This is a genomic window from Mycobacterium sp. AT1, from assembly GCF_002043095.1.
GTDB lineage: Bacteria > Actinomycetota > Actinomycetes > Mycobacteriales > Mycobacteriaceae > Mycobacterium.
In genome coordinates, this window is sequence record NZ_MVOC01000044.1 from 1 (window position 1) to 23,198 (window position 23,198).

The window sequence follows — 23,198 nt, forward strand, 5'->3', positions numbered from 1 at the left end:
TCGATCCCGGCATGCCGGGAATTCCCCCCGCCATTCCGGGCATGCCGCCTGCGGGCGATCCTCCCTCGTAGGGTGCGCCGTCCGGCATCGAGCTTCCCGGTAGACCGCTGCCCATCGGCGGGGGCATCGGCGGCGGGGACGGCGGCATTGGCGGCGGAGTGTCGTACACGCCACCCTGGCACGCGAAGGCCCACGGCTGCGTCGCGCAAGCGGGATCATTCGGATCGGTGGGCTCGGCGTTTGCCGGAGCAGTCGCACCCATCGCCGCCAACCCCACGAGCAACGCGACGACGGAGGACCGCACCACCCAGGGAGAGTTTGCTGCCATCTGCCCATCACAGCACGAGATCGGTAGTCGACCCGCCGTTTCAGCACGATTCGTCGGCGCACATTCATTCCGTCACGAGCTCGACAGTTGCCGATTCGCCGCGAAACCTGTTCGGTAGGCAACGATGACGGACAACGTGCTCTTCGTGCATTGGCACGACCTCGGAAGATATCTCGGCGCCTACGGCCACGACGACGTGTCGAGCCCTCGGTTGGACAAACTGGCCGCCGAAGGGATCCTCTTCACCCGCTCGCACGCCACCGCACCCCTGTGCTCACCGTCACGGGGTTCGCTGTTCACCGGTCGCTACCCACAGAGCAACGGGCTGGTCGGACTGGCGCACCATGGCTGGGAGTACCGCGCGGGGGTTCGCACACTGCCCCAAATCCTGGGTGAATCCGGTTGGTACACGGCGCTTTTCGGCATGCAACACGAGACGTCGTTTCCGGCCCGGCTTGGATTCGACGAGTACGACGTCTCGAACTCCTACTGCGAATACGTCGTCGACGAGGCGACCACTTGGTTGAAGCACGCGCCCACCACGCCATTCCTGTTGACCGCAGGCTTCTTCGAAACACACCGCCCCTACCCGCGAGAACGCTACGAACCCGCCGACGCCGACGCCGTGGAGCTGCCCGACTACCTGCCCGATCTCCCCGACGTGCGGGAGGACCTCGCCGACTTCTACGGCTCGATCACCGTCGCCGACGCCGCGGTGGGCCAACTGCTCGACACCCTGGCCGAGACGGGCCTGGACGCCACGACATGGGTGGTGTTCCTCACCGATCACGGTCCCGCCCTCCCCCGCGCCAAGTCGACGCTCTACGACGCGGGCACCGGCATCGCGACGATCATCCGGCCGCCGACGCGGTTCGGCGCGTCCGGCCGGGTGTACGACGACCTCTTCAGCGGCGTCGACCTGCTGCCGACCCTGCTCGGGCTGCTCGGCCTACCGACACCCGACGACGTGGACGGGCTGTCGCACGCCACGAATCTGCTCGACGGAGTCGACGGTTCCGCACCCGTACGCCCCGGGCCGGTGCGCTCGGCGGTCTACACGACGAAGACCTATCACGATTCCTTCGATCCGATCCGCGCGATCAGAACGACCGACTTCAGTTACATCGAGAACTACGCCACACGGCCACTGCTCGATCTGCCGTTGGACATCGAGGAGAGCGCGCCGGGCAAGGCGGTGGCGACGTTGAGTTCGGCGCCGCGCCCCAATCGGGAGCTCTACGATCTGCGCACCGATCCAGGAGAGCGGCACAACCTGTTGACCGAGGTCGTGACCAGCGAATCCGAGACCGTCGCCAATGAAATGTCGATGCTGCTCAACGACTGGCGTGAGAAGACCAACGACGTCATTCCGTCCGAGTTCGCCGGCACCCGCATCTCTGCCAGGTACACCGAAACCTATATGCGGGTCAAGGGAATACCGTTGCCCAGTCGGTCCGCGCTGGCGGACGGACGCGGCATCGAAGATCAAGTCCGGACACCGCAATAGTTTTGCTCGTGATGAGTTGAATTGCGTTGCCTCCGGCGAATATGCAACCCCATTTTTCTCCGGTTAGGCTCACGCGCATGCCGTCGGAGACCGCGTATCTGGTGCTCGCCTCGCAGCGCAGCGGCAGCACCCTTCTGGTCGAGTCGCTGCGCGCGACGGGCGTCGCGGGTGAGCCGCAGGAGTTCTTTCAGTATCTGCCGACGACCAGTCAGTCACCGCAGCCGCGGGAATGGTTCGCCGACGCCGGCGACGAGTCGATCATGCGTCTGCTCGACCCGCTCGACGAGGGCAAGCCGGATCTCGCCCCTCCGGAGATTTGGCGTGACTACATCCGCACCGTCGGGCGCACCCCCAACGGCGTGTGGGGCGGCAAGCTGATGTGGAACCAGACGCCTCTGCTGATGCAGCGTGCCGAGGGGCTGGCGGACCGATCGGGCACCGGCCTGCTGTCGGCGATCCGCGACGTCGTCGGCTCCGACCCGGTGCTCGTCCACGTCTACCGGCCCGACGTCGTGTCGCAGGCGGTGTCGTTCTGGCGGGCCGTGCAGACCCGGGTGTGGCGGGGTCGACCGGACCCCGTGCGCGACGCTCGGGCCGAGTACCACGCGGGCGCCATCGCACACGTCGTGACGATGCTGCGCGACCAGGAGGACGCATGGCGGGCGTGGTTCGCCGACGAGGACGTCAACCCCATCGACGTTTCGTATCCCCACCTCTGGCGCAACCTCACCGAGGTCGTCGGTACGGTACTCGAGGCGTTGGGGTTGGATCCGAGGTTGGCCCCCGCGCCCGTGCTCGAACGCCAGGCCGACCAGCGGTCCGACGACTGGGTCGAGCGCTATCGCAGGGATGCGGAGAGGGAGGGCCTGCCTACATGACCGTTCACACGCAGGACGACACCCGCGTCGAGGAGTTGCGACTGCTCGAAGCCGAGTCGGTGCACATCATCCGCGAGGTGGTCGCCGAGTTGCAGCGGCCGGTGCTGCTGTTCTCGGCGGGCAAGGACTCGATCGTCTTGCTTCGCCTGGCGGAGAAGGCCTTTCGTCCGTCGCCGCTGCCGTTTCCGGTGCTGCACGTCGACACCGGGCACAACTTCGACGAGGTCATCGAGTTTCGCGACCGCCGGCTCGGCGAACACGGCCACAAGCTGATCGTCGGGTCGGTGCAGGACTCGATCGACAGCGGTCGCGTGCAGGAGGTCGGCGGACCCGCCGGGTCCCGCAATCGCCTTCAGACGCGCACGCTGCTCGACGCGCTGGAGGCCGGCGGTTTCGACGCCGCCTTCGGCGGAGCACGCCGCGACGAGGAACGCGCCAGGGCCAAGGAACGCATCCTGAGCTTCCGCGACGAGTTCGGCCAGTGGGATCCGCGGGCGCAACGGCCCGAGCCGTGGTCGCTGTACAACGGCCGGATCAAGAAGGGCGAGCAGGTCAGGGTGTTCCCCCTGAGCAACTGGACCGAACTCGACATCTGGCGCTACATCGAACTGGAGAACCTCGAGCTACCGTCGATCTACTTCGCGCACCAACGCGAGGTGGTCGCCAGGGACGGCATCTTGCTCGCGGTGTCGAAGTACGTGCAGCCCCAGGGCGACGAGACCTCCGCGGTCGAGTGGGTCCGCTACCGCACCGTCGGCGACCTCACCATCACCGGAGCCGTCCGCTCCCACGCCACCGACATCGCCGGCGTCATCACCGAGATCTCCGCGGCCACCGTGTCCGAACGCGGTGAGACCCGAGCCGACGACCGGACGTCGGTGGCGGCCATGGAAGACCGCAAGCGCGAGGGGTATTTCTGATGAGCGCGACCACCCGACAACTGCTTCGGATCGCCACGGCAGGGTCAGTCGACGACGGCAAGAGCACGCTGATCGGCCGGCTCATGCACGACACCGACAGCTTGCCGCTCGACCACCTCGAGGCCGTCACCGACGAAGAAGGCATCGCCGACCTGGCCGCGCTGTCCGACGGCCTGCGGGCCGAACGCGAGCAGGGCATCACGATCGACGTGGCCTACCGCTTCTTCTCCACCGACAGGCGCAGCTACATCCTCGCCGACACTCCTGGTCACGAGCGCTACACGCGCAACATGTTCACCGGCGCGTCCAATGCTCACGTCGCGATTCTGCTCGTCGACGCCCGCGCCGGGGTGCTGCGCCAGACCCGACGGCACGCCAGGATCGCAAAGCTGTTGGGCATCAAGCACTTCGTCGCGACGGTCAACAAGATCGACCTGGTCGACTTCGACCAGAGCCGGTTCGACGAGGTGGCGCGCGAACTTCAGCAGATGGCCGCGCGCCTCGGTGGCGCGGAATTGTCCGTGATCCCCATCGCCGCCAAGCACGGGGACAACGTCGTGCACCGCTCGGAGAGCACCCCCTGGTACCCGGGGCCGACGCTTCTCGAGTACCTCGAGGGCGTCGAATTGTCCGCGCCGCAACCGGAAGCCGCCAAGTTGCGGCTGCCGATTCAATGGGTGTCGCGACCGACCGCCGACGAGCGACGGCGCTACACCGGGCGGTTGGCTGCCGGCACGATCAGCGTCGGCGACCAGATCGTGTCGCTGCCCGCGGGTACCCGCTCGACCGTCACCGCCGTCGACACGCTGGACGACGAGCGCACGACGGCCGTTGCGCCACTGTCGGTTTCGGTCGAGCTGTCCGACGACATCGACGTGGGCCGCGGCGACGTGTTCGTCAGCGGCGCCGACGACGCCGCCCTGCCGGTGTTGGCCCGCGAGCTGGACGCGACGGTGTGCTGGTTCACCGAGACCCCGCTGCGCGCTGGCGACCGGGTCGCGCTGAAGCAGACCAGCAAGACGGTCCGCGCGACGGTGCAGGCCATCCACACCCGGTTGGATCCCGAGACGCTCGACGAGCTCGACAACCCGGTTGAGTTGTCCATCAACGACATCGGCGAAGTGACGCTGCGCACCAGCTCGGTGGTGGTCGCCGACTCGTATTCCGACAATCGGGACAGCGGCGCCTTCATCCTGATCGACGAGACGTCCAACGACACCATCGGCGCGGGCACCATCATCGAGCCGCGCGAGGTCAAGCCCGGCTCCCAGACCCGCAACGACATCCGCTGGCACCCTTCGACTCTCGATCGCGCCCATCGTTGGAGCGCGACGGGACAGCGCGGTGCCACCATCTGGTTCACCGGGCTGCCAGCCTCCGGCAAGTCAACGCTGGCCGTCGCGGTCGAGCGCGCACTGGTCGAGGCCGGCGACGTCGCATACCTTCTCGACGGCGACAACATCCGGCACGGGTTGTCCGACGACCTCGGATTCTCGGCCGGTGACCGCGCCGAGAACATCAGGCGCGTCGGCCATTTGACCCGCTTGTTCGCCGACGCCGGGGTGGTGGCGTTGGCCTCGCTGGTATCGCCGTTGAAGTCCGACCGCGAAATCGCGAGGGCCCTCAGCGACGCGGCGAAGCTGCCGTTCGTCGAGGTCTACCTCTGCACCTCGGTCGAGGAGTGCGAGAAGCGCGATCCCAAGGGCCTCTACGCCAAGGCGCGGTCTGGCGAACTCAAGGGCCTCACCGGCGTCGACGCGCCCTACGAACCGCCGGAGAACGCCGACCTGGTGCTCGACACCGCGGGCGCCGACATCGACGACATGGTCGCCGAGGTGATCGAGGTGCTGCGGATCAAGCGCGACGGCGCCTAGCGGCCAGCCGAAACCTGGGCCACCACGAAGATCCGGCGGAACGGGAAGAAGGTGCGCCCGTCGGGCCGAGCCGGGTACGTCTCGGCCAGCATGGGGATCAGCTCGCTGCGGAAGCGCTGCCAATCCTCCTGTCCGAGAGCGCTCTTCACCGAGGTGAGAGCCGTGCCCGTGATCCAGTCCAGCACGGGGTGTGCACCGGTGAGTTCGTGCACGTAGGTGGTCTCCCACGTGTCGACGGCGCAGCCGGCGTCGGTGAGCATCCCGGCGTACTCGACGGCCGAGTCGACGACCTTGCCGACGCGAAAGGGAATGTCACCCAAGGCATCCAACCACCGCGGGCTACTGGCCAGCTCACGCACGACAGCGTGCGACGGGGCGTCGAAGTTGCCGGGCACCTGCACCGCGATCCACGCACCGTCGGGCAGCTCGGCGGCCCAGCGGCGCAACAGTTCCCGGTGCGACGGCACCCACTGAAGTGCGGCGTTGCTCACTACGACGTCGGTGTCGGGTTTCGGCGACCACGCCTCCAGGTCGCCGAGGGTGGCCTCCAGCCCGCGCTCGCGCGCCGCGTCGACCATCTCCTGCGAGCTGTCGACCGCCTCGACGACCGCGCCGGGCCATCGCTCCGCAAGCGTGACCGTCAGGTTTCCCGGGCCGCACCCGAGGTCGACGACGCGGCGCGGGGATCCGGCGCGCACCCGCGACAGCAGGTCGTAGAACGGACGTCCGCGATGGTCTGCGAAGGCCAGGTACACGTCGGGATTCCACATGATGACATCCTATGGACGATGGACGAATCAGCCGCAGTGCGTGCGATCTGGGAACCGCTCGGGATACCGGGGATCGTCGACGTCCACACCCACTTCATGCCAAAGCGGGTGATGGACAAGGTATGGCAGTACTTCGACGCCGCCGGGCCGCTCGTCGGCCGGACATGGCCCATCACCTACCGCACCGACGAGGCCGACCGCCTCAGAACGCTGCGCAGTTTCAGTGTCCGCGCCTTCACCTCGCTGATCTATCCGCACAAACCCGGGATGGCCGCCTGGCTGAACCAGTGGGCCGCCCAGTTCGCGTCGGCCACGCCCGACTGTTTGGCCACCGCGACGTTCTACCCGGAGCCGGGCGCCGTCGAATACGTCACCGCCGCGATCGACGGCGGCACCCAAGTATTCAAGGCCCACGTCCAGGTCGGAGACTACGACCCGACCGACCCGCTGCTCGACGCGGTGTGGGGCGTCGTCGCGGAGGCCCGGATTCCCGTCGTCATCCACTGCGGATCCGGCCCGCAGCCGGGCACCCACACCGGACCCGACCCGATCCGGGCGGTGCTGGCGCGCCACCCTGGGCTGCGACTCGTCGTGGCCCACATGGGAATGCCGGAGTACGGCGAGTTCTTCGATCTCGCCGAGGCGTATCCCGAGGTCAGGTTGGACACCACGATGGCGTTCACCCCGTTCGTCGAGGAATCACATCCGTTCCCCCCGGCCGACCGACCGCGGCTGCTGGCTCTCGGTGATCGCATCCTGTTCGGCAGCGACTTTCCGAACATCCCGTATGGCTATCTCGAGGCCATGCGAGTGCTGACCGAGGTGAACGGCGTCGACGACGAGTGGCTGCGCGGCGTGTTCCACGACAACGCGGCCCATCTCTTCGGGCTGGCCACCACCGCGGAGTAACGCGACCGGTCAGCCCTTGACGGCGCTGACCAAGCTGTTGGCCTCCGCCATGGGGCCGGCGTCCGGATCGTCGGCCGGAATGGGCCGACCGACGAAGGTCAGGTACCGAGCCAGCGGCGTCGGCGTGCCGTGCCACCCCCGAGCGCCGAACCACTCGTCGGCTGGGGCGATCTGCTCGTTGTAGATCAGGGTGAAGAAGGTGCCCGCCCGGCCGGCGTCGCGTTCCTCCTGCTGCTTGGCCTCGAACACGCGCTGCGGCATGGGTCTGCCCTCCTCGACGGCTACTCGGCTGCCAGACGCCGACAAGCCGTCGATCCCGGCGAACAACTGGTCCTGCGCCGCCGCGGGAAGGTAGATCAACAGCCCCTCGGCGATCCACGCGGTGGGCACCGACGGGTCGAATCCGGCGTCGACGAGGGCCCGCGGCCAGTCGTCGCGGAGGTCCACGGCGACTTCGCGTCGGTCGGCTCGCGGCGAGTCGCCGAGTTGGGCGATGACGTCGCGCTTGAACGCCAACACCTTGGGCTGGTCGAGTTCGAAGATCACCGTGCCGTCCGGCCACGGCAACCGGTAGGCGCGCGAGTCGAGACCCGCCGCGAGGACGACGATCTGCCGTACCCCGGCTGCGATGGCGTCGGCGAAGTAGGCGTCGAAGTACTTGGTCCGCGCGGCCTGAAAGGACACGAAGTAGCCACCGAAGTCGCCCTCGAGCAGTTGCCTGCCGTGGCTGCCCGACGCGCGGCCGTCCATCATGTCCGACCACTCGCCCCCGGCCGCCCGGCAGAAGACCTCGGCATAGGGGTCCAGCACCAGCGGCTCGGGACGCTGGGCCTCCAATGCCCTTGCCGCAGCGACGAACAGAGCCGTCGAGCCGACGCTGGTGGTGATGTCCCACGTGTCTCGTTCGTCGTCACCGGGTCGCATTTAGCAGACGATACGCCCGAAGTCTGGCTAGACCAGTGGGCGCCCGGTCCTGATTCGCCAGTCGACGTCCTTCAGCAACACGTTGAACGGAAACTGCCGGACCACGCGGGGCGACAGGCGGGTGGCGACGCGCAGCAGCGCCATCAGCCGGTCGAACTGGCGCTGACGGTGAGCGTCCCACGGCAACTGCATCTCGTCGCGAAAGCGTTGCGGGAGAAAGCCGGTCGTGATCAACAACGCAAGGGCCTCGTTGCGGCGCTGCAGCGGTCGCGGCAAGCGCACCCCGCGGATCCGGCTCGCGGCGATCGGATACAGGTACTCGCGGACGGTGTCGTCGATGTGCACCTTCGCGAGCTGTTCCTGCCAGTACGCGTCGAAGGCGGCGCGGTCGGCCGGCCACATCTCCTGTGGCACCTGGAGCGTGGTGCCCAGCGAACTGCCCTCGGCGTAGTGCCGATCGGCGGTCTCGTCGTCCATTTCCCCGACGAAGGTGCGGTAGGAGTCGACGGCGCCCTTGTACAGGCAGGCGGCGACCCACATCTGCAGATCCTTGTCGAAGGCGTTGTACTTCACCGGGCTTTCGTCGGTGGAGTAGACCTGCGCGTGAGCCTTGTTCACGGCCTGCCGGAAGGCGGCCTTCTGCTCGTCGCTGCCGCGCCCGGCGACGGCCAGGTAGGTGAACGTGGTGCGGGCGCGCTTGATCGGGTGCAGGTCGACCCGACCGCTTTCGACCCGGCTCTCCAGCACGCCGTAGCCGACGCCCGGTCTGGCCAATTGCATGATCACGTTGGCTGGTCCAAGCAGCAGTCCCACCCCAAGCAGGCCCTCGTCGACGGTCGGCCCGCGCCGCGCGAGCCGCCTACGCCGCGTCGGCGGTGCGGCGGGCGCACTGATGGAACGCTCGACGTGACTGTTGCCGACCACCATTGGCTCAAACCCCTCGTCGCATATCTGACAACATTCGTTTCCAGATATTGCCCTCGGACCCGACAGGTGTCAAGATCGGGACCATGGCGAAAGTCCGGCCCTACGGCGGCGTGCAAGCCCGCGACCGGATAGCCGAGCGCAGAGGCCGCCTGCTCGACGCGGGCCTCGAACTCCTCGGCGGCTCCGACGACGCTGCGGACCTCACCGTCCGCGCCGTCTGCGCCGAGGCGGGGATCACCGCCCGCTACTTCTACGAGAGCTTCGCCGACAAGGACGCCCTGGTGGCAGCGGTCTTCGACCGCGTGGTCGCCGACATCGCCGCCACCACCCAGGCCGCCGTCGCCGCCGCGCCGCCCGAGGAGCAGAACCGGGCGGGCATCGCCAACCTCGTCAGAGCGGTGGCCGAGGACGCCCGCGTCGGACGGCTTCTCTTCAACCCCCGGCTGACCAACGCGGTGTTGGCCCGCAAGAGGGCCGAGGCCGGTGGCGTCTTCGCCGTCCTCTCCGGCGAGCACGCGACCAACGCCTACGCGCTGCCGGACGACGAATGGATGAAGTCCGCCGCCCACTTCATCGTCGGCGGTGTCGCGCAGACGATCAGCGCGTGGGTGTCGGGCGACGTCACTCTCAGCGAGTCGCAGCTGATCGCCCACCTGACGCGAATGCTCGACGCGCTGGCCGGCCCTCGGGAACGTCACGCGTCGGCTGTCCCGAATCCTCCTGCCTAGCAGACGCTTCCGATGCAAGGCCAAGAATCTCCTGGTCAAAGCGTCATTCGGTATCTACCATCGATCTCAACTGCGATCCGCAGATCGGCAGAGAGGTCGCCAATGACCCCCGGGGTACTGCGCGAGTTCGTGGCGTCGGACTCCCCCACCGCACGCCGCGCAGGATCGGGCGGACATCCGTGTCAGGGCGTCTACTACCGAGGTGTCGGCCGCAAGCCGAAGGTCGGGATGATCGCCACGCACTACCAAATCGACTTCTCGGAGCACTATCTCGCCGACTACATGGCGACCAGGGGCATCGGCTTCCTGGGCTGGAACACCCGGTTCCGCGGAAACGAGACCAGCTTCCTGCTCGATCACGCGCTCGTCGACGTCGGAGTCGGCATTCGTTGGCTGCGCGAGGTGCAGCATCTCGAAACCATCGTGCTGCTTGGCAATTCAGGCGGCGGATCGCTGATGGCCGCCTACCAAGCGCAGGCCGTCGACCCCCACGTCACGCCCATGGAGGGCATGCGACCAGCCATCGGAATCGGGGAACTACCCCCGGCCGACGGCTACGTCGCCAGCGCCGCGCACCCCGGCAGGCCCGAGGTACTGACGGCATGGATGGACGCCTCCGTAGTAGACGAGAACGATCCCGTCGCCACAGACGCCAGCATGGACATCTTCGACCGGCGCAACGGCCCGCCGTTCTCGGCCGACTTCGTCAAGCGGTACCGGGACGCGCAGACCGCCCGCAACCACGCGATCACCGACTGGGTCGACGACGAGATGAAACGTGTTCGAGCAGTTGGTTTTTCGGATCGCCCCTTCACGGTGATGCGCACCTGGGCAGACCCGCGGATGGTCGACCCGACACTGGAGCCCACGAAGCGGCCACCCAACACCTGCTATGCAGGGGTGCCGGTCAAGGCCAACCGGTCGGCCCGTGGCATCGCGGCTGCCTGCACACTGCGAAGTTGGCACGGCATGTGGAGCCTGCGGACCGCGCAGACCCGTGCGGAGCCGCACCTCGCCCGCATCGACTGCCCCGCGCTGGTCATCAGCGCCGAGCAGGACACCGGCGTCTACCCGTCGGACGCCCGCCGCATCCACAGCGCGCTGGCCAGCACCGACAAGACCCTGCTGTCGATCGACACCGACCACTACTTCACCACTCCCGGCGCGCGCAGCGAGCAGGCCGATACGATCGCGAAGTGGATTTCAAAGCGGTGGAAGTAAGAGTGCTCGCGCACTTCACCCCGGGCGACAAGGTCCGCGAATTGCTTGCGCCCGAGGCTGATTGGCTAGACGTCCGCTATTGCGCCGAGGACGACGAGGAAACGTTCTACCGCGAACTGCCCGAGGCCGACGTGATCTGGCACGTGTTGCGTCCACTGTCCGGTGACGACCTCGAACTCGCGACTCGGTGCCGGCTGGTGCACAAGCTTGGGGCGGGGGTCAACACCGTCGACGTCGACGCCGCGACGCGGCTGGGCATCGGAGTGGCCAACATGCCTGGCGCCAACGCCCCGTCGGTGGCCGAGGGCACGGTGCTTCTGATGCTCGCGGCCCTGCGCCGCCTCGTCACCCTGGACGCCGCCACCCGCCAGGGCCGCGGCTGGCCGTCCGATCCGGCACTTGGCGAGACGGTCCGCGACGTCGGCAGTTGCACGGTGGGGCTGGTCGGCTACGGCAACGTCGCCAAGCAGGTCGAGACGATCGTGACCGCCATGGGAGCCCAGGTGCTCCACACCAGCACCCGTGACGACGGCACCCCTGGCTGGCGCCCCCTTGCCGAGCTGCTCGCCGGCAGCGACGTCGTTTCGCTGCACCTGCCGCTCACGGAGAAGACGTCGGCCCTGCTCGACGCCGAGAAGCTAGCCCTGATGAAGCCCGGCGCAGTGCTCGTCAACACCTCCCGCGGGGCGATCGTCGACGAGCAGGCGCTGGCCGACGCACTCCGGGAAGGCGGGCTGGCCGCGGCGGGTCTCGACGTGTTCGCCGTCGAGCCAGTGCCCGCCGACAATCCCCTGCTGGCGCTGGACAACGTCGTCGTCACCCCGCACGTCACCTGGTACACGGCCGACACCATGCGCCGGTACCTGATCGTGGGCGTGGACAACTGCCGCCGCTTGCGCAACGGCGAGCAGTTGGTGAACCTGGTAAACGAGGTGACTGTCGCACGGGGTTGACTCCCAGGTACGCTCGAACCCAACCCACCGGTTGATCTAGGAGTACCGCATGCCGATCGCGATCCTTTCCGAGCACAACGACCTCGCCGAATCCGTCCGCGATCTGGTGAAGCGGGTGGCACCGTCGGACGTACTGCACGAGGCACTGGAGACGCCGATCTCCAACCCGCCGCCCTACTGGAAGGCCGCCGCCGAGCAGGGCCTCCAAGGGCTGCACCTCTCCGAGGACGTCGGCGGTCAGGGCTTCGGCATCCTCGAACTCGCCATCGTGCTCGCCGAATTCGGCTATGGCGCGGTTCCCGGCCCGTTCGTCCCGTCGGCGATCGCGAGCGCGTTGATCGCCGCCAACGACCCCGGCGACAAGCTTCTCGAAGGCCTCGCCTCCGGTGAGACCATCGCCGCCTACGCCATCGATTCCGGACTCACCGCAACTCGTCAGGGTGGCGGCCTCGTCATCCGCGGCGAAGTCCGCGCCGTACCCGCCGCCGCGCAAGCGGCGATCCTGGTGCTGCCCGTGTCGATCGACAGCCGCGAGGAGTGGATCGTCCTCGACGCCGACCAGGTCGAGATCGAACCCGTCAAGAGCGTCGACCCGCTGCGCCCCCTGGCCCACGTCCGCGCCAACGCCGTCGAGGTCGCCGACGACCGCGTGCTGACCAACCTCAGCCGCACCCGCGCCCGTGCCCTGATGTCGACGCTGCTGTCCGCCGAGTGCATCGGCGTCGCGCGCTGGGCCACCGACACCGCGTCGGAGTACGCCAAGATCCGTGAGCAGTTCGGCCGCCCAATCGGCCAGTTCCAGGCCATCAAGCACAAGTGCGCCAACATGATTGCCGAGACCGAGCGGGCGACCGCCGCGGTGTGGGACGCAGCACGCGCCGTGGATGAAGAAGGCGAGAACTCCGCTTTCGAGTTCGCCGCCGCCGTCGCCGCCACCCTCGCGCCCGTCGCCGCCCAGCACACCACGCAGGACTGCATCCAGGTACACGGCGGCATCGGCTTCACATGGGAGCACGACACCAACGTCTACTACCGGCGCGCGATCGTGCTCGCCGCGTGCTTCGGCAGAGCAGCCGACTACCCGCAACAGGTGGTCGACGTGGCGACCAGCACCGGGATGCGCCCGATCAACATCGACCTCGACCCCGACACCGAGAAGCTCCGGGAGGAAATCCGCGCGGAAGTGGCTGCGCTGAAGGCACTTCCGAGCGAAGAGCGGGTCACGGCGATCGCCGAGGGCGGCTGGGTGTCACCTCACCTTCCAACACCGTGGGGTCGGGCCGCTCAGCCGATCGAGCAGATCATCATCGCCCAGGAGTTCTCCACCGGCCGTGTGAAGCGGCCGCAGATGGGCATCGCCGCCTGGATCATCCCGTCGATCGTGGCCTACGGCACCGACACTCAACAACAGCGCTTCCTGCCGCCGACCTTCCGCGGCGAGATGATCTGGTGTCAGCTGTTCTCCGAGCCAGGCGCAGGCTCGGACCTCGCGAGCCTGACCACCAAGGCCACCAAGGTCGACGGCGGCTGGCGGATCACCGGGCAGAAGATCTGGACCACCGGCGCTCAGTACTCCCAGTGGGGTGCGCTGTTGGCCAGGACGAACCCGAGCGCCCCGAAACATGGTGGCATCACGTACTTCCTGCTCGACATGGCCAGCGAGGGCGTCGAAATCAAGCCGCTGCGCGAGCTCACCGGCAACGCGATGTTCAACACCGTCTTCATCGACGACGTGTTCGTCCCCGACGAGCTGGTTCTCGGCGAGGTGGACCGCGGCTGGGAGGTCAGCCGAAACACGCTGACCAACGAGCGCGTGTCGATCGGCAGCAGCGAGCCGCCGTTCCTCGCCAGCCTCGAGCAGTTCGTGGAGTTCGTGCGCGACGGTCAGTTCGACCAGATCGAGCAGAACGAGGCGGGCAAGCTGATCGCCGAGGGCCATGCCGCCAAGCTGCTCAACATGCGCTCGACGCTGCTGACGTTGGCCGGCGGGGACCCGATGCCCGCGGCTGCCATCTCGAAGCTGCTGTCGATGAAGACCGGCCAGGGCTACGCCGAGTTCGGCGTCTCGTCGTTCGGCACCGACGCGGCCATCGGCGATCAGGGCGAGCTGTCCGGCAAGTGGGCCGAGTACCTGCTGGCCGGTCGCGCGACGACGATCTACGGCGGCACCTCCGAGGTGCAGCTCAACATCATCGCCGAACGCCTGCTGGGCCTCCCGCGCGATCCGTAATGCCGTGACACCCTGGTCCGGGTGAGCGCCGACATCACCCTGCGTCAGCTGCGCTACTTCGCGGTGCTCGGCGAGGAGCTCAACTACCGGCGGGCGGCCGGGCGACTGTTCATCACCCAGCCCGCGCTGTCGACCGCGATCAAGCAGCTCGAACAGCACTTCGGCGTGGTGCTGTTCACCCGCAGCACCCGCGAGGTCGCGCTGACCGACCTCGGCGCGGCCTGGCTTCCGCAGGTGCAGCAGGCGATCTCGGGCGTTGACGCGGTGGTCGAGAACCTCGTCACGCTGTCGGGCACGCGAAAGGGCGTGCTGCGGCTCGGATATCTCATCGGCACGGGCGCCGATCTGCTGTTCCGCGTGGTCCGCCACTTCGAGGCCGCCTACCCCGAGGTGACGGTCGAGCCCATCGAGTACGACTTCGCCGACCCGACCGCCGGGTTGGCCGAGGGCAGCACCGAGGTCGCCATCATCCGCCCGCCGGTCGACCTGCCCGAGCACCGGATGCTGATGCTCGACGCCGAGTCGTGGGTGGTGTGCATGCCGCGCGACCACCGCCTCGCCGAGCGGGCCGAGGTGTCGATCACCGAGCTGCTCGACGACCCGATCGTCTGCGCGCCGCTGACCGCCGGCCCCTGGCGCGACTACTGGCTGGCGATGGACGTCCGGGGCAACCGGCCGCCGACCATCGCGGCGGTCGCCGCCACCTACGAGGCGGAGACGACGTGCATCGCCCGGGGTCTCGGCATCAGCTTCACGTCGTCGTCGGTCGCCCGCTTCTACGACCGACCGGGCATCGTCTACGTGCCCATCACCGACCGGCCGCCGAGTTACACGGCACTCGCGTGGCAGCCGTCGTCGCTGTCGCCACAGGGAGATGCGCTGGTCAGGCACGTGCAGGCGCACTGGAACTTCGGCGACACCCTGGTCGACGACACCATTGATAACGCCAGCTTATGAGCAGATCAAAACATTGAACTTCCGCCGACGGGGGCGACGGGCTTTCCTGTCTCTAGGTGCAATTCGACCGACCTGACCTGGAGCGATCATGACCGATGCCCTGGCTTCACACACTCATTCAAACTCACCCCTCAACGAGGAGGACGCCAAGCTCGCCGAGTTCGGTTACTCCCAAAAACTCGACCGTTCGGTCGGCAAGCTGGCGTCCTTCGCCATCGGCTTCGCGACCATCAGTGCCACCACCGCGGTGTTCACCGGCTTCGGCGCCGGCTACTTCACCGCGGGCGCGCCCTTCGTCTGGACCCTGCTGCTCGCCGCGGCGGTGTTCCTGATCTGGGTCTTCATTGCCGCTGACCTGACGGCCAAGATTCGACTGGCCGGCTACGCCTATCAGTGGACCAGCCGGATACACGGCTCGACCCTCGCCTGGTTCACCGGGGTGATGGCGCTCGCCGGCTGGATCTGCGGCATGACCGGCGTCGGATTCATCCTGTCGGGTTACCTAGGCGGCCTGTTCGGCTGGGCGATGACCCAGACCGTGCAGATCTTCGTCGCCATCGGGGTGATGGCCGTCTGCATGCTCGTCAACATGTACGGCGTCCGGTTCGCCACGATGGTCAACAACGTCGGCGTCAGCCTCGAATTCGTCATCACCATCGGTGCGACGATCCTCGTGGCGATCGTCGCCTTCTCCGCCCCCGAGAACCACCAGTCCATCTCGGTGCTGTTCAACGGCGGCACCTCCGAGGGCACGACGCCGTACATCGTGGCCTGGCTGGCGGCCTCACTAGGACCGTTCTTCGGCCTGATCGGCGTCGAGGCCAGCGCCGACGTCGCCGAGGAGACCAAGGACGCGCGCCGCGTCATCCCGCGCACCATGTTCTACGCGCTGAGCGCGTCCATCGTCATCGAGTTCCTGATGTACGTCGTCTACGTCTTGGCCATCAAGGACGCCGCAGCGGTCGAAGCGAATTCGGGCGCCCCGATCGAGGAGATCATCACCCAGCAGGTCGGTCCGGTGATCACCAAGATCGTCGTCGCGGTGGCGCTGACCAACGTGATGGCCTGCATCCTGGCCAACATCCTGGTGGCCACCCGGCTGACCTATTCGATGGCCCGCGACAACATGCTGCCGTTCTCCCACGTCTGGCGGCACGTGTCCCCGAGCAACCGCACGCCCACGTACGCGGTGCTGGGGCTGTTCGGCTTCTCGACGGCGCTTCTGCTCCTGGCTCTGGTCAGCGAGAAGGCCTTCTTCCTCATTCTCGGGCTGTCCGCGCTGGCCGTCTTCGCCACCTACGTGCTGCAGACCGTCGCCCTGATCATCGGGCACCGCCGCGGCACCATCCCGACCGCCGAGCCGGGCACGTTCGACCTCGGACGGGCGCGGATGCCGATCTACGTCGTCGGACTGGTCGTCTTCACCTGCGTGTGCGTGGCGCTGGTCGTCCTGCCGCAGTTCGCAGGCAACGGCTACGTGTTCCTGGGTCTGGTCGTCTTGGCCGGCCTCTGGGCGGCCACCGGCCTTCGCAAGCGACTGGCCACCGGCGAGGCGGGCCCGAACTTCGCCAAGACCCACATCTCCTGAAACCTACTCACCAGCAAGGACATTCAACATGAGCCTCACCACCGACATCGGCACCAGCAACCTCGTCGCCGTCGAACCCGGCGCCGCCATCCGCGAGGACACCCCCGTCGGCTCGGCGATCCAGTACAGCGACTACGAGCTCGACACGTCCAGCCCCTTCGCCGGCGGCGTGGCCTGGATCGAGGGCGAGTACATGCCCGCCGAGGACGCCAGGATCTCGATCTTCGACACCGGCTTCGGGCATTCCGACGTGACGTACACCGTCGCACACGTGTGGCACGGCAACATCTTTCGCCTCGACGACCACGTCGACCGGCTGCTCGACGGGGCCAACAAGCTGCGCCTCGACGCCGGGATGAGCAAGGAAGAGATCGTCGAGATCACCAAGAAGTGCGTGTCGCTGTCGCAGCTTCGCGAGTCCTTCGTCAACCTGACGATCACCCGTGGATACGGAAAGCGCAAGGGCGAGAAGGACTTGTCCAAGCTCACCCATCAGGTGTACATCTACGCCATCCCGTACCTGTGGGCCTTCCCGCCCGCCGAGCAGATCTTCGGCACCACCGCGATCGTGCCGCGCCACGTCCGTCGCGCCGGTCGCAACACCGTCGACCCGACCATCAAGAACTACCAGTGGGGTGACCTCACCGCGGCCAGCTTCGAGGCCAAGGACCGCGGCGCGCGCACCGCCATCCTGCTGGACTCCGACAACTGCGTCGCCGAGGGACCCGGCTTCAACGTCGTCATCGTCAAGGACGGCAAGTTGTTCTCACCGTCGCGGAATGCGTTGCCGGGCATCACCCGCAAGACGGTCTACGAACTCGCCGAGCAAATGGGCATCGAGGCCACCCTGTGCGACGTGACCAGCCGCGAACTGTACGACGCCGACGAGATCATGGCCGTCACCACTGCCGGCGGCGTCACTCCGATCAACACCCTCGACGGCGAGAACATCGGCAGCGGCGAGCCAGGACCCGTCACCGTCGCCATTCGAGATCGCTTCTGGGCGTTGATGGACGAGCCCGGCCCGCTGATCGAGGCCATCCAGTACTAACCGCTGCCGCCGACTGCACGCTTGTTGCACGCAAACGTCGAGAGACGACGTGAACAAGCGTGCAGTCGGCGTGCGGTCAGCCCAGCGAGACGAGTTCCTCCACCGAATCCAGCGGCAGCATGCCCTCGACCCAGGCGTTCACGTTCATGCTGGTGAGGTTGATCCCGCCCCCGTGATTGTCCAGGAAGGCCGTGTCGGCGGCGTCGCGGCCGGTGGCGATGCGCACCATCGTCTGCCGCGGCGCCAGGCACGTCGCGTCCACGACGCGCCACAGCCCGTCGACGTAGGCCTCGGCAACGGCGTGGAAGTCCATCGGGTAGCAGCCCGGCGCGTACACCGCGACCAGTCGGGCCGGCACGTTGACCGCCCGTAGCAGCGCGATCACCAGATGCGCGTAGTCCCGGCACACACCCGTACCGGCGAGCACGGTGTCGGCCGCGCCGTCGATGGGATCGCTGGACCCCGGCACGTACTGCAACCGCGTGCCCACCCAGGACGACACCTTCTCCAGCAGCGCCGTCGACTTGGCGTCGTTGCCGAATTCCGTTGCGGCGAAACCGTAGAACTTGTCGGCTTCGGCATACCGGCTGGGCCGCAGATACGTCGACAGGTCGATCTCGGTGACCGGAGCCGGGTCGGCCTGGCCGATGATCGTGGCCGAGTAGTTCGCCAGCACCGTTCCCTTGCCCGCCTCGAACTTGTGGATGCGGGTGCCGTGCTGGCCGACCAGTTCGATCGGCTCGACGGCGTTGCCGTTCAGGGTGAAGGACAACTCCTCGGTCACCTCGGCACCCGGCTGGGGTGCAACGGCGATCTGGAATTCCAGTGTCGTGGTGTCGAACACCTCGACCTGTAATTGCGCGCCAACTTCGCGTCTCATGGGCTCACCACGTCTTTCCGGTCAAGTGTCAGGGGAGGCGCGGCAAGCGCATCTTCTCGGCCCATCCTTACCCAGACGGGTCGCAGCCAAAACAAAGCACCGGGCCAGATCACGTCGACGTGATGGCGACGAGTCTAGGGGACGATCGAGTCGACGTATCCACCGTCGACGCGAACCGCCGCCCCAGTGGTCGCCGACGCCTGCGGCGAGCTGAGATAAGTGACCATGTTCGCGATCTCGTCGGGTTCGATCAGACGCTGAAGCAGTGATTGTGGGCGGTGCTTGCGCATGAACTCACGCTGCGCCTCCTCCCACGGCAGGTCCGCGTCCACCAACTGGTAGACGAAGTCCTCGACCCCTGCCGTGTGCGTTGGCCCGGCGATGACGGAGTTCACCGTGACACCCGTCCCCGCGGCATCCTTGGCGAAGCCCCGCGACACCGCCAGCAGGGCCGTCTTCGAGGTGCCGTAGTGAATCATCTCCTCGGGGATGACGATTGCCGAGTCGCTGGCGATCTGCAGCACCCGCCCCCAGCCACGCTCGGTCATCCCCGGCAGATACGTGCGGATCAGGCGAACCGCGGACAACACATTCACGTCGAAGTAGCGACGCCACTCGTCGTCGGAGATCTCACGGGCAGGTGCCGCGCCGAAGATGCCGAGGTTGTTGACCAGAACGTCCACCGCGGGAAGCTGGTCGACAAGACCCTCGACGCCCTCGGCGGTGGTGACGTCGGCCGCGATGCCAAGCACGTCACCGCCGGTGCTCGAGCGCAGTTCGTCGGCCGCCTCGTCGACGCGAGCCGCCGTGCGCCCGTTGACGACGACGCGGGCGCCGCTCTGCGCCAACCCCTTTGCGATGGCCAGGCCGATGCCCTGGGTGGAGCCGGTGACGAGTGCGGTCTTTCCTGTCAAGTCGATGATCACTTGGGAGTAGTACCACCAACGCGCCGAGGCTATTCCCGCACCCGACGCGCTACGAGCGGCAGCCACGAGAGTTTGACAGGAGCGCGTGCCACCGTGGACTGCACTGAGTTCGACACCTGAGGAGAACATCGTGCGCCGCTTGCTCGTCACGGCCTTCATGGCAGTGCTACTACCCGTATTCGTCGGATTCGCCGGCGGCGCCGCCACCGCGAACGCCTTCTCCCGGCCCGGACTGCCGGTCGAATACCTGATGGTGCCCTCGGCGAGCATGGGACGCGACATCAAGGTCGAGTTTCAGAGCGGCGGCGCCAATGCGCCCGCCATCTACCTTCTCGACGGTCTTCGCGCACAGGACGACTTCAACGGCTGGGACATCAACACCCCGGCCTTCGAGTGGTACAGCGGCTCGGGCCTGTCCGTGGTGATGCCGGTGGGTGGCCAGTCGAGTTTCTACAGCAACTGGTACAAGCCCGCGTGCGGCACGAACGGGTGCCAGACCTACAACTGGGAGACGTTCCTCACGCAGGAACTCCCCTCCTATCTGGCGAGTGAGAAGCAGGTCAAGCCGACCGGCAGCGCCGCGGTCGGACTGTCGATGGCCGGCTCGGCGGCACTAACGCTGGCCATCCACCACCCCGCGCAATTCCCTTATGCGGCTTCGCTATCTGGCTTCCTGAACCTCTCCGAGGGCTGGTGGCCGGGATTGGTCAACACCGCCATGGGTGACGCGGGTGGCTACAAGGCGAACGACATGTGGGGTCCCGCCGAAACCGACCCGGCGTGGAAGTACAACGACCCCATGGTCAACATGGCGACGCTGATCGCCAACGGAACCCGCATCTGGATCTACTGCGGCAACGGCACCCCGTCCGAACTCGGCGGCGACAATCTGCCCGCCAAGTTCCTCGAGAGTTTCACGCTGCGCACCAACAAGACGTTCCAGGACAACTACCTGGCCGGCGGCGGGAAGAACGGCGTCTTCAACTTCCCGGACAGCGGCACGCACGACTGGGGATACTGGGGTCAGCAATTGCAGGCGATGAAGCCCGACGTGCAGCGGGTGCTGGGCGCCGTCCCGACCGCCACCTAGGGCGCGACTGGAGGACCGTCATGGACGACCAGGTCACCGAGACGAGGCGTCGCTGCGCGGTCGCCGTGGTGGGCGGACCGACGACGGTCGTCGACGTCGCGGGGCATCGGATCGTGGTGGACCCCACGTTCGACCCGCCGGGGCCGCACGCATACCTCACCAAGACGGCCGCACCAGCGGTCGACGCCGCGGCACTCGGCCGGGTGGACCTGGTCCTGGTCAGCCACGACCAGCACCTGGACAACTTCGACGACGCCGGCCGGGCGTTGGCGCTGGCGGCCCCGCGGGTGCTCACCCATCCCGGTGCGGCACGACGGCTCGGGTCACCCGCCAAGGGTCTGGCACCGTGGGAGACGGTCGAGCTGGACGGACTTCGGGTCCAAGCGGTGCCCGCGGTGCACGGACCCGTCGACGGCGACCGCGACGACTCCGGCCACGTCAACTGCGAGGTGACGGGTTTCGTACTGTCCGGCGACGGCTTGCCGACCGTCTACATCAGCGGCGACAATGCTTCTCTTGCAACGGTTTCGGAGATCGCTCACACCGTCGGCGCGATCGACGTCGCGGTGCTATTCGTCGGCGCGGCCCGAGTGCCGCCGAAGCAGGACGGTCGCCCGCTGACCCTGACCAGCGCCAGGGCCGCCGCGGCGGCGGAGGTGCTGGCGCCGCGCCTGGTGGTGGCGGCACACCTCGACTCTTGGGCACACTTCACCGAGGGCATCGAGGACGTCGCCGCCGCATTCCACGACGCCGGCATTGCGGACCTGCTGGACCGCACCCCGCACGGCCGCTGGACCGATCTGGAGTACCTAGTCGCAGGCTAGGCCGCGCACGCTGCCTACTCGGCTCCGCCGACCTCGAGATCCTTCAGCTCGCGCTTGAGGATCTTGCCCGTCGGGTTGCGCGGCAGCTCGTCGAGGAAGATCACCTCGCGTGGCACCTTGTAGCGCGCCAGGTTGTCCTTGACGTAGGCCTTGATCGCATCCTCGTCGACGGAGGCGCCCTCGGTCTTCACCACGAAGGCGCGCAGCCGGTGGCCCCACTCCTCGTCTTCGACGCCCAGCGCCGTCGCCTCGACGACCTCCGGGTGGCCGCTGATCAGATCCTCGACCTCGGCGGGGAAGACGTTCTCGCCACCGCAGACGATCATCTCGTCGTCGCGGCCGCTGACGTAGAGCAAACCGTGCTCGTCGAAGTAACCGACGTCGCCCGAGGACATCAGGCCGTCGATGATCGCCTTGTGCCCGCCGCCGGTGTAGCCCTCGAACGGGAACGTGTTGCCAACGAAGATGCGGCCAACCTCACCCGGGGCCACCTCGTTGCCGTTGTCGTCGAACAGCTTGACCTTGACGCCCTTGACGACGGGGCCGACCGTGGACGGGTTGATCGAAAGGTCCTTGGGCCGTGCGATGGTCGCGAACGCGATCTCCGTCGACCCGTAGAGGTTGTAGACGACGGGGCCAAGATCCTTCAGCGCGCGGGTGGCGAGCTCGCCACCGAGCTGGGACCCGGAGACGAAGACGATGCGCAGGCTCGACAGGTTCGGCTTGGGACTCGTCTTCTCCAACTCGTCGAGGATGCGCGACAACATCACCGGGACCACGACAACGGCGGTCACCCGATGCTTCTCGATGTCGGCGAGCACGGTGGCCGGCTTGAATCGGCGACGCAACACCAGCGTGCTGCCCAACATCATCGCGATGGTCGCGTGGAGGAAGCCAAGCGCGTGGAACATCGGCGCGGGCAGCGACGTCACCTCACCGGACTTGAACGGGACGTGCGACAGCACACCGCCGATCGGAGCCAACGACGGTGGGCTACTTCGATTGGCGCCCTTGGGAGTTCCCGTGGTTCCGCTGGTCAGGATGATGATCTTCGAATGGGCGCTCGCCTTGGGCGGCGGGCCGGACTTGCTCCGACTGATGACGTCGGCCAAGGTCGCGTCGGTACTCTCCGACGGCTGATCGGGATTGTCGGGGTTCGTCGGCAACGCGCGGAGCTTGCCCAACTCCGGCTCGGCGGCCGCGCACGCCTTGGTGTACTCGTCGTCGTGGATGATCAGCTTCGCGCCTTCGCGCTCGGAGACTTCCTTGATCTGTGGTCCGGAGAATTCGCTGTTGAGCAAGATCAGCCGCACACCCACCTTGGCGGCGCCGTACAGCCCGATCAGGAACCAGCGGTGGTTGCGGATGAGGAGCGCGACCCCGTCGCCGCCCCGCACGCCCATGCCGATCAACCCGTGGGCGACGGCGTTGGCCGCCTCGTCGAGTTCGGCGAAGGTGAGCTCGCCGTCGTCGTCGACGATCGCCGTCCCGGTGGGATTGCGACGGGCGTTGAGCGCCGGGATCATTCCGATCTCGCCCCACCGCCGGATGTCGGCGAGCATCGCGGCCACGTTTTGCGGCGGCTCGACCTTCAGGGCGCCCGCCTCGAACATCTTCCTGGCGTAGTGCAGTTCGGCCGAGCCGCGTTCGAGGTACTGCTGCACCTTGGCCGCTGCCTGCAGGGGTAGCTCTGTGAGGTTGGGCATGGCCCCA

20 protein-coding genes and 1 pseudogene are annotated in these 23,198 nt (G+C 67.4%); 14 read left to right on the forward strand and 7 right to left on the reverse strand.

Annotation, left to right across the window (positions count from 1 at the left end; all coding sequences use genetic code 11):
• A pseudogene (locus B1790_RS35375) lies at window positions 1–328 on the reverse strand (hypothetical protein); the annotation flags it as partial.
• A 124-nt stretch (window positions 329–452) separates the two neighbouring features.
• Between B1790_RS35375 and B1790_RS20025 the strand changes: the two are divergent.
• From B1790_RS20025 to cysC, 4 genes are all read left to right on the forward strand, one after another.
• On the forward strand, window positions 453–1,835 hold the full coding sequence (locus B1790_RS20025) for a sulfatase (protein ID WP_079925002.1): 1,383 nt from the start codon (window positions 453–455) through the stop codon (window positions 1,833–1,835).
• A 77-nt stretch (window positions 1,836–1,912) separates the two neighbouring features.
• Window positions 1,913–2,713, forward strand: coding sequence for a Stf0 family sulfotransferase (locus B1790_RS20030; protein ID WP_079925003.1), 801 nt, complete (start codon window positions 1,913–1,915; stop codon window positions 2,711–2,713).
• Window positions 2,710–3,633, forward strand: coding sequence for a sulfate adenylyltransferase subunit CysD (gene cysD, locus B1790_RS20035; RefSeq protein ID WP_079925004.1), 924 nt, complete (start codon window positions 2,710–2,712; stop codon window positions 3,631–3,633). The genes B1790_RS20030 and cysD overlap by 4 nt, the downstream gene beginning before the upstream one ends.
• On the forward strand, window positions 3,633–5,507 hold the full coding sequence (gene cysC / locus B1790_RS20040; protein ID WP_079925005.1) for an adenylyl-sulfate kinase: 1,875 nt from the start codon (window positions 3,633–3,635) through the stop codon (window positions 5,505–5,507). Before cysD ends, cysC begins: the two co-directional genes overlap by 1 nt.
• Here cysC and B1790_RS20045 read toward each other — a convergent pair.
• On the reverse strand, window positions 5,504–6,277 hold the full coding sequence (locus B1790_RS20045) for a trans-aconitate 2-methyltransferase (protein WP_079925006.1): 774 nt from the start codon (window positions 6,275–6,277) through the stop codon (window positions 5,504–5,506). The two genes, cysC and B1790_RS20045, sit on opposite strands and share 4 nt — an antisense overlap.
• An 18-nt stretch (window positions 6,278–6,295) precedes the next feature.
• Between B1790_RS20045 and B1790_RS20050 the strand changes: the two genes are divergently transcribed.
• Entirely contained in the window at window positions 6,296–7,186 is an 891-nt protein-coding gene (locus tag B1790_RS20050) for an amidohydrolase family protein (RefSeq protein ID WP_079925007.1), read from the forward strand.
• A gap of 9 nt (window positions 7,187–7,195) precedes the next feature.
• On the opposite strand, the gene B1790_RS20055 is transcribed toward B1790_RS20050, so the two are convergent.
• Window positions 7,196–8,110 (reverse strand): class I SAM-dependent methyltransferase, encoded by a 915-nt coding sequence (locus B1790_RS20055; protein WP_079925008.1) that lies wholly within the window; start codon window positions 8,108–8,110, stop codon window positions 7,196–7,198.
• A gap of 27 nt (window positions 8,111–8,137) precedes the next feature.
• Window positions 8,138–9,037 (reverse strand): oxygenase MpaB family protein, encoded by a 900-nt coding sequence (locus B1790_RS20060; protein ID WP_079925009.1) that lies wholly within the window; start codon window positions 9,035–9,037, stop codon window positions 8,138–8,140.
• Window positions 9,038–9,120: 83 nt separating this feature from the next.
• Here B1790_RS20060 and B1790_RS20065 point away from each other — a divergent pair, with 83 nt between their 5' ends.
• The 7 genes from B1790_RS20065 to B1790_RS20090 all read left to right on the forward strand — a co-directional run bounded on the left by B1790_RS20065 (window position 9,121) and on the right by B1790_RS20090 (window position 17,765).
• Entirely contained in the window at window positions 9,121–9,765 is a 645-nt protein-coding gene (locus tag B1790_RS20065) for a TetR/AcrR family transcriptional regulator (RefSeq protein WP_198952061.1), read from the forward strand.
• A 102-nt stretch (window positions 9,766–9,867) separates the two neighbouring features.
• Window positions 9,868–10,986, forward strand: a complete 1,119-nt coding sequence (locus B1790_RS35380; protein WP_233165224.1) for an alpha/beta hydrolase — start codon at window positions 9,868–9,870, stop codon at window positions 10,984–10,986.
• The gene (locus B1790_RS35385) at window positions 10,962–11,939 is read left to right on the forward strand and encodes a 2-hydroxyacid dehydrogenase (RefSeq protein WP_233165225.1); all 978 of its coding nucleotides are present in this window, start codon (window positions 10,962–10,964) and stop codon (window positions 11,937–11,939) included. The genes B1790_RS35380 and B1790_RS35385 overlap by 25 nt, the downstream gene beginning before the upstream one ends.
• A 49-nt stretch (window positions 11,940–11,988) precedes the next feature.
• Window positions 11,989–14,169, forward strand: coding sequence for an acyl-CoA dehydrogenase (locus tag B1790_RS20075; RefSeq protein WP_079925011.1), 2,181 nt, complete (start codon window positions 11,989–11,991; stop codon window positions 14,167–14,169).
• A gap of 21 nt (window positions 14,170–14,190) precedes the next feature.
• Window positions 14,191–15,126 carry a LysR family transcriptional regulator gene (locus B1790_RS20080; protein ID WP_233165226.1) on the forward strand — a complete coding sequence of 312 codons (936 nt, stop codon included), beginning with the start codon at window positions 14,191–14,193 and terminating at the stop codon, window positions 15,124–15,126.
• A gap of 88 nt (window positions 15,127–15,214) precedes the next feature.
• Window positions 15,215–16,714, forward strand: a complete 1,500-nt coding sequence (locus tag B1790_RS20085; protein ID WP_079925012.1) for an APC family permease — start codon at window positions 15,215–15,217, stop codon at window positions 16,712–16,714.
• A gap of 28 nt (window positions 16,715–16,742) precedes the next feature.
• Window positions 16,743–17,765, forward strand: a complete 1,023-nt coding sequence (locus tag B1790_RS20090; RefSeq protein WP_079925013.1) for an aminotransferase class IV — start codon at window positions 16,743–16,745, stop codon at window positions 17,763–17,765.
• Between the two features lie 76 nt (window positions 17,766–17,841).
• Here the strand turns inward: B1790_RS20090 and B1790_RS20095 are convergent, their stop codons facing one another.
• Complete coding sequence (locus tag B1790_RS20095) at window positions 17,842–18,645, reverse strand: transglutaminase family protein (protein ID WP_079925014.1); 804 nt, start codon at window positions 18,643–18,645, stop codon at window positions 17,842–17,844.
• A 134-nt stretch (window positions 18,646–18,779) separates the two neighbouring features.
• Window positions 18,780–19,571, reverse strand: a complete 792-nt coding sequence (locus tag B1790_RS20100) for an SDR family NAD(P)-dependent oxidoreductase (protein ID WP_079925015.1) — start codon at window positions 19,569–19,571, stop codon at window positions 18,780–18,782.
• A gap of 157 nt (window positions 19,572–19,728) precedes the next feature.
• Between B1790_RS20100 and B1790_RS20105 the strand changes: the two genes are divergently transcribed.
• Both B1790_RS20105 and B1790_RS20110 read left to right on the forward strand, forming a co-directional pair.
• Complete coding sequence (locus B1790_RS20105; RefSeq protein WP_079925144.1) at window positions 19,729–20,661, forward strand: esterase family protein; 933 nt, start codon at window positions 19,729–19,731, stop codon at window positions 20,659–20,661.
• Window positions 20,662–20,681: 20 nt separating this feature from the next.
• Window positions 20,682–21,485: an MBL fold metallo-hydrolase gene (locus B1790_RS20110; RefSeq protein WP_079925016.1), complete on the forward strand. Its 804-nt coding sequence runs from the start codon at window positions 20,682–20,684 to the stop codon at window positions 21,483–21,485.
• Window positions 21,486–21,499: 14 nt separating this feature from the next.
• On the opposite strand, the gene fadD2 is transcribed toward B1790_RS20110, so the two are convergent.
• The gene (fadD2, locus tag B1790_RS20115; RefSeq protein WP_079925017.1) at window positions 21,500–23,191 is read right to left on the reverse strand and encodes a long-chain-fatty-acid--CoA ligase FadD2; all 1,692 of its coding nucleotides are present in this window, start codon (window positions 23,189–23,191) and stop codon (window positions 21,500–21,502) included.
• Window positions 23,192–23,198: the final 7 nt, after the last annotated feature.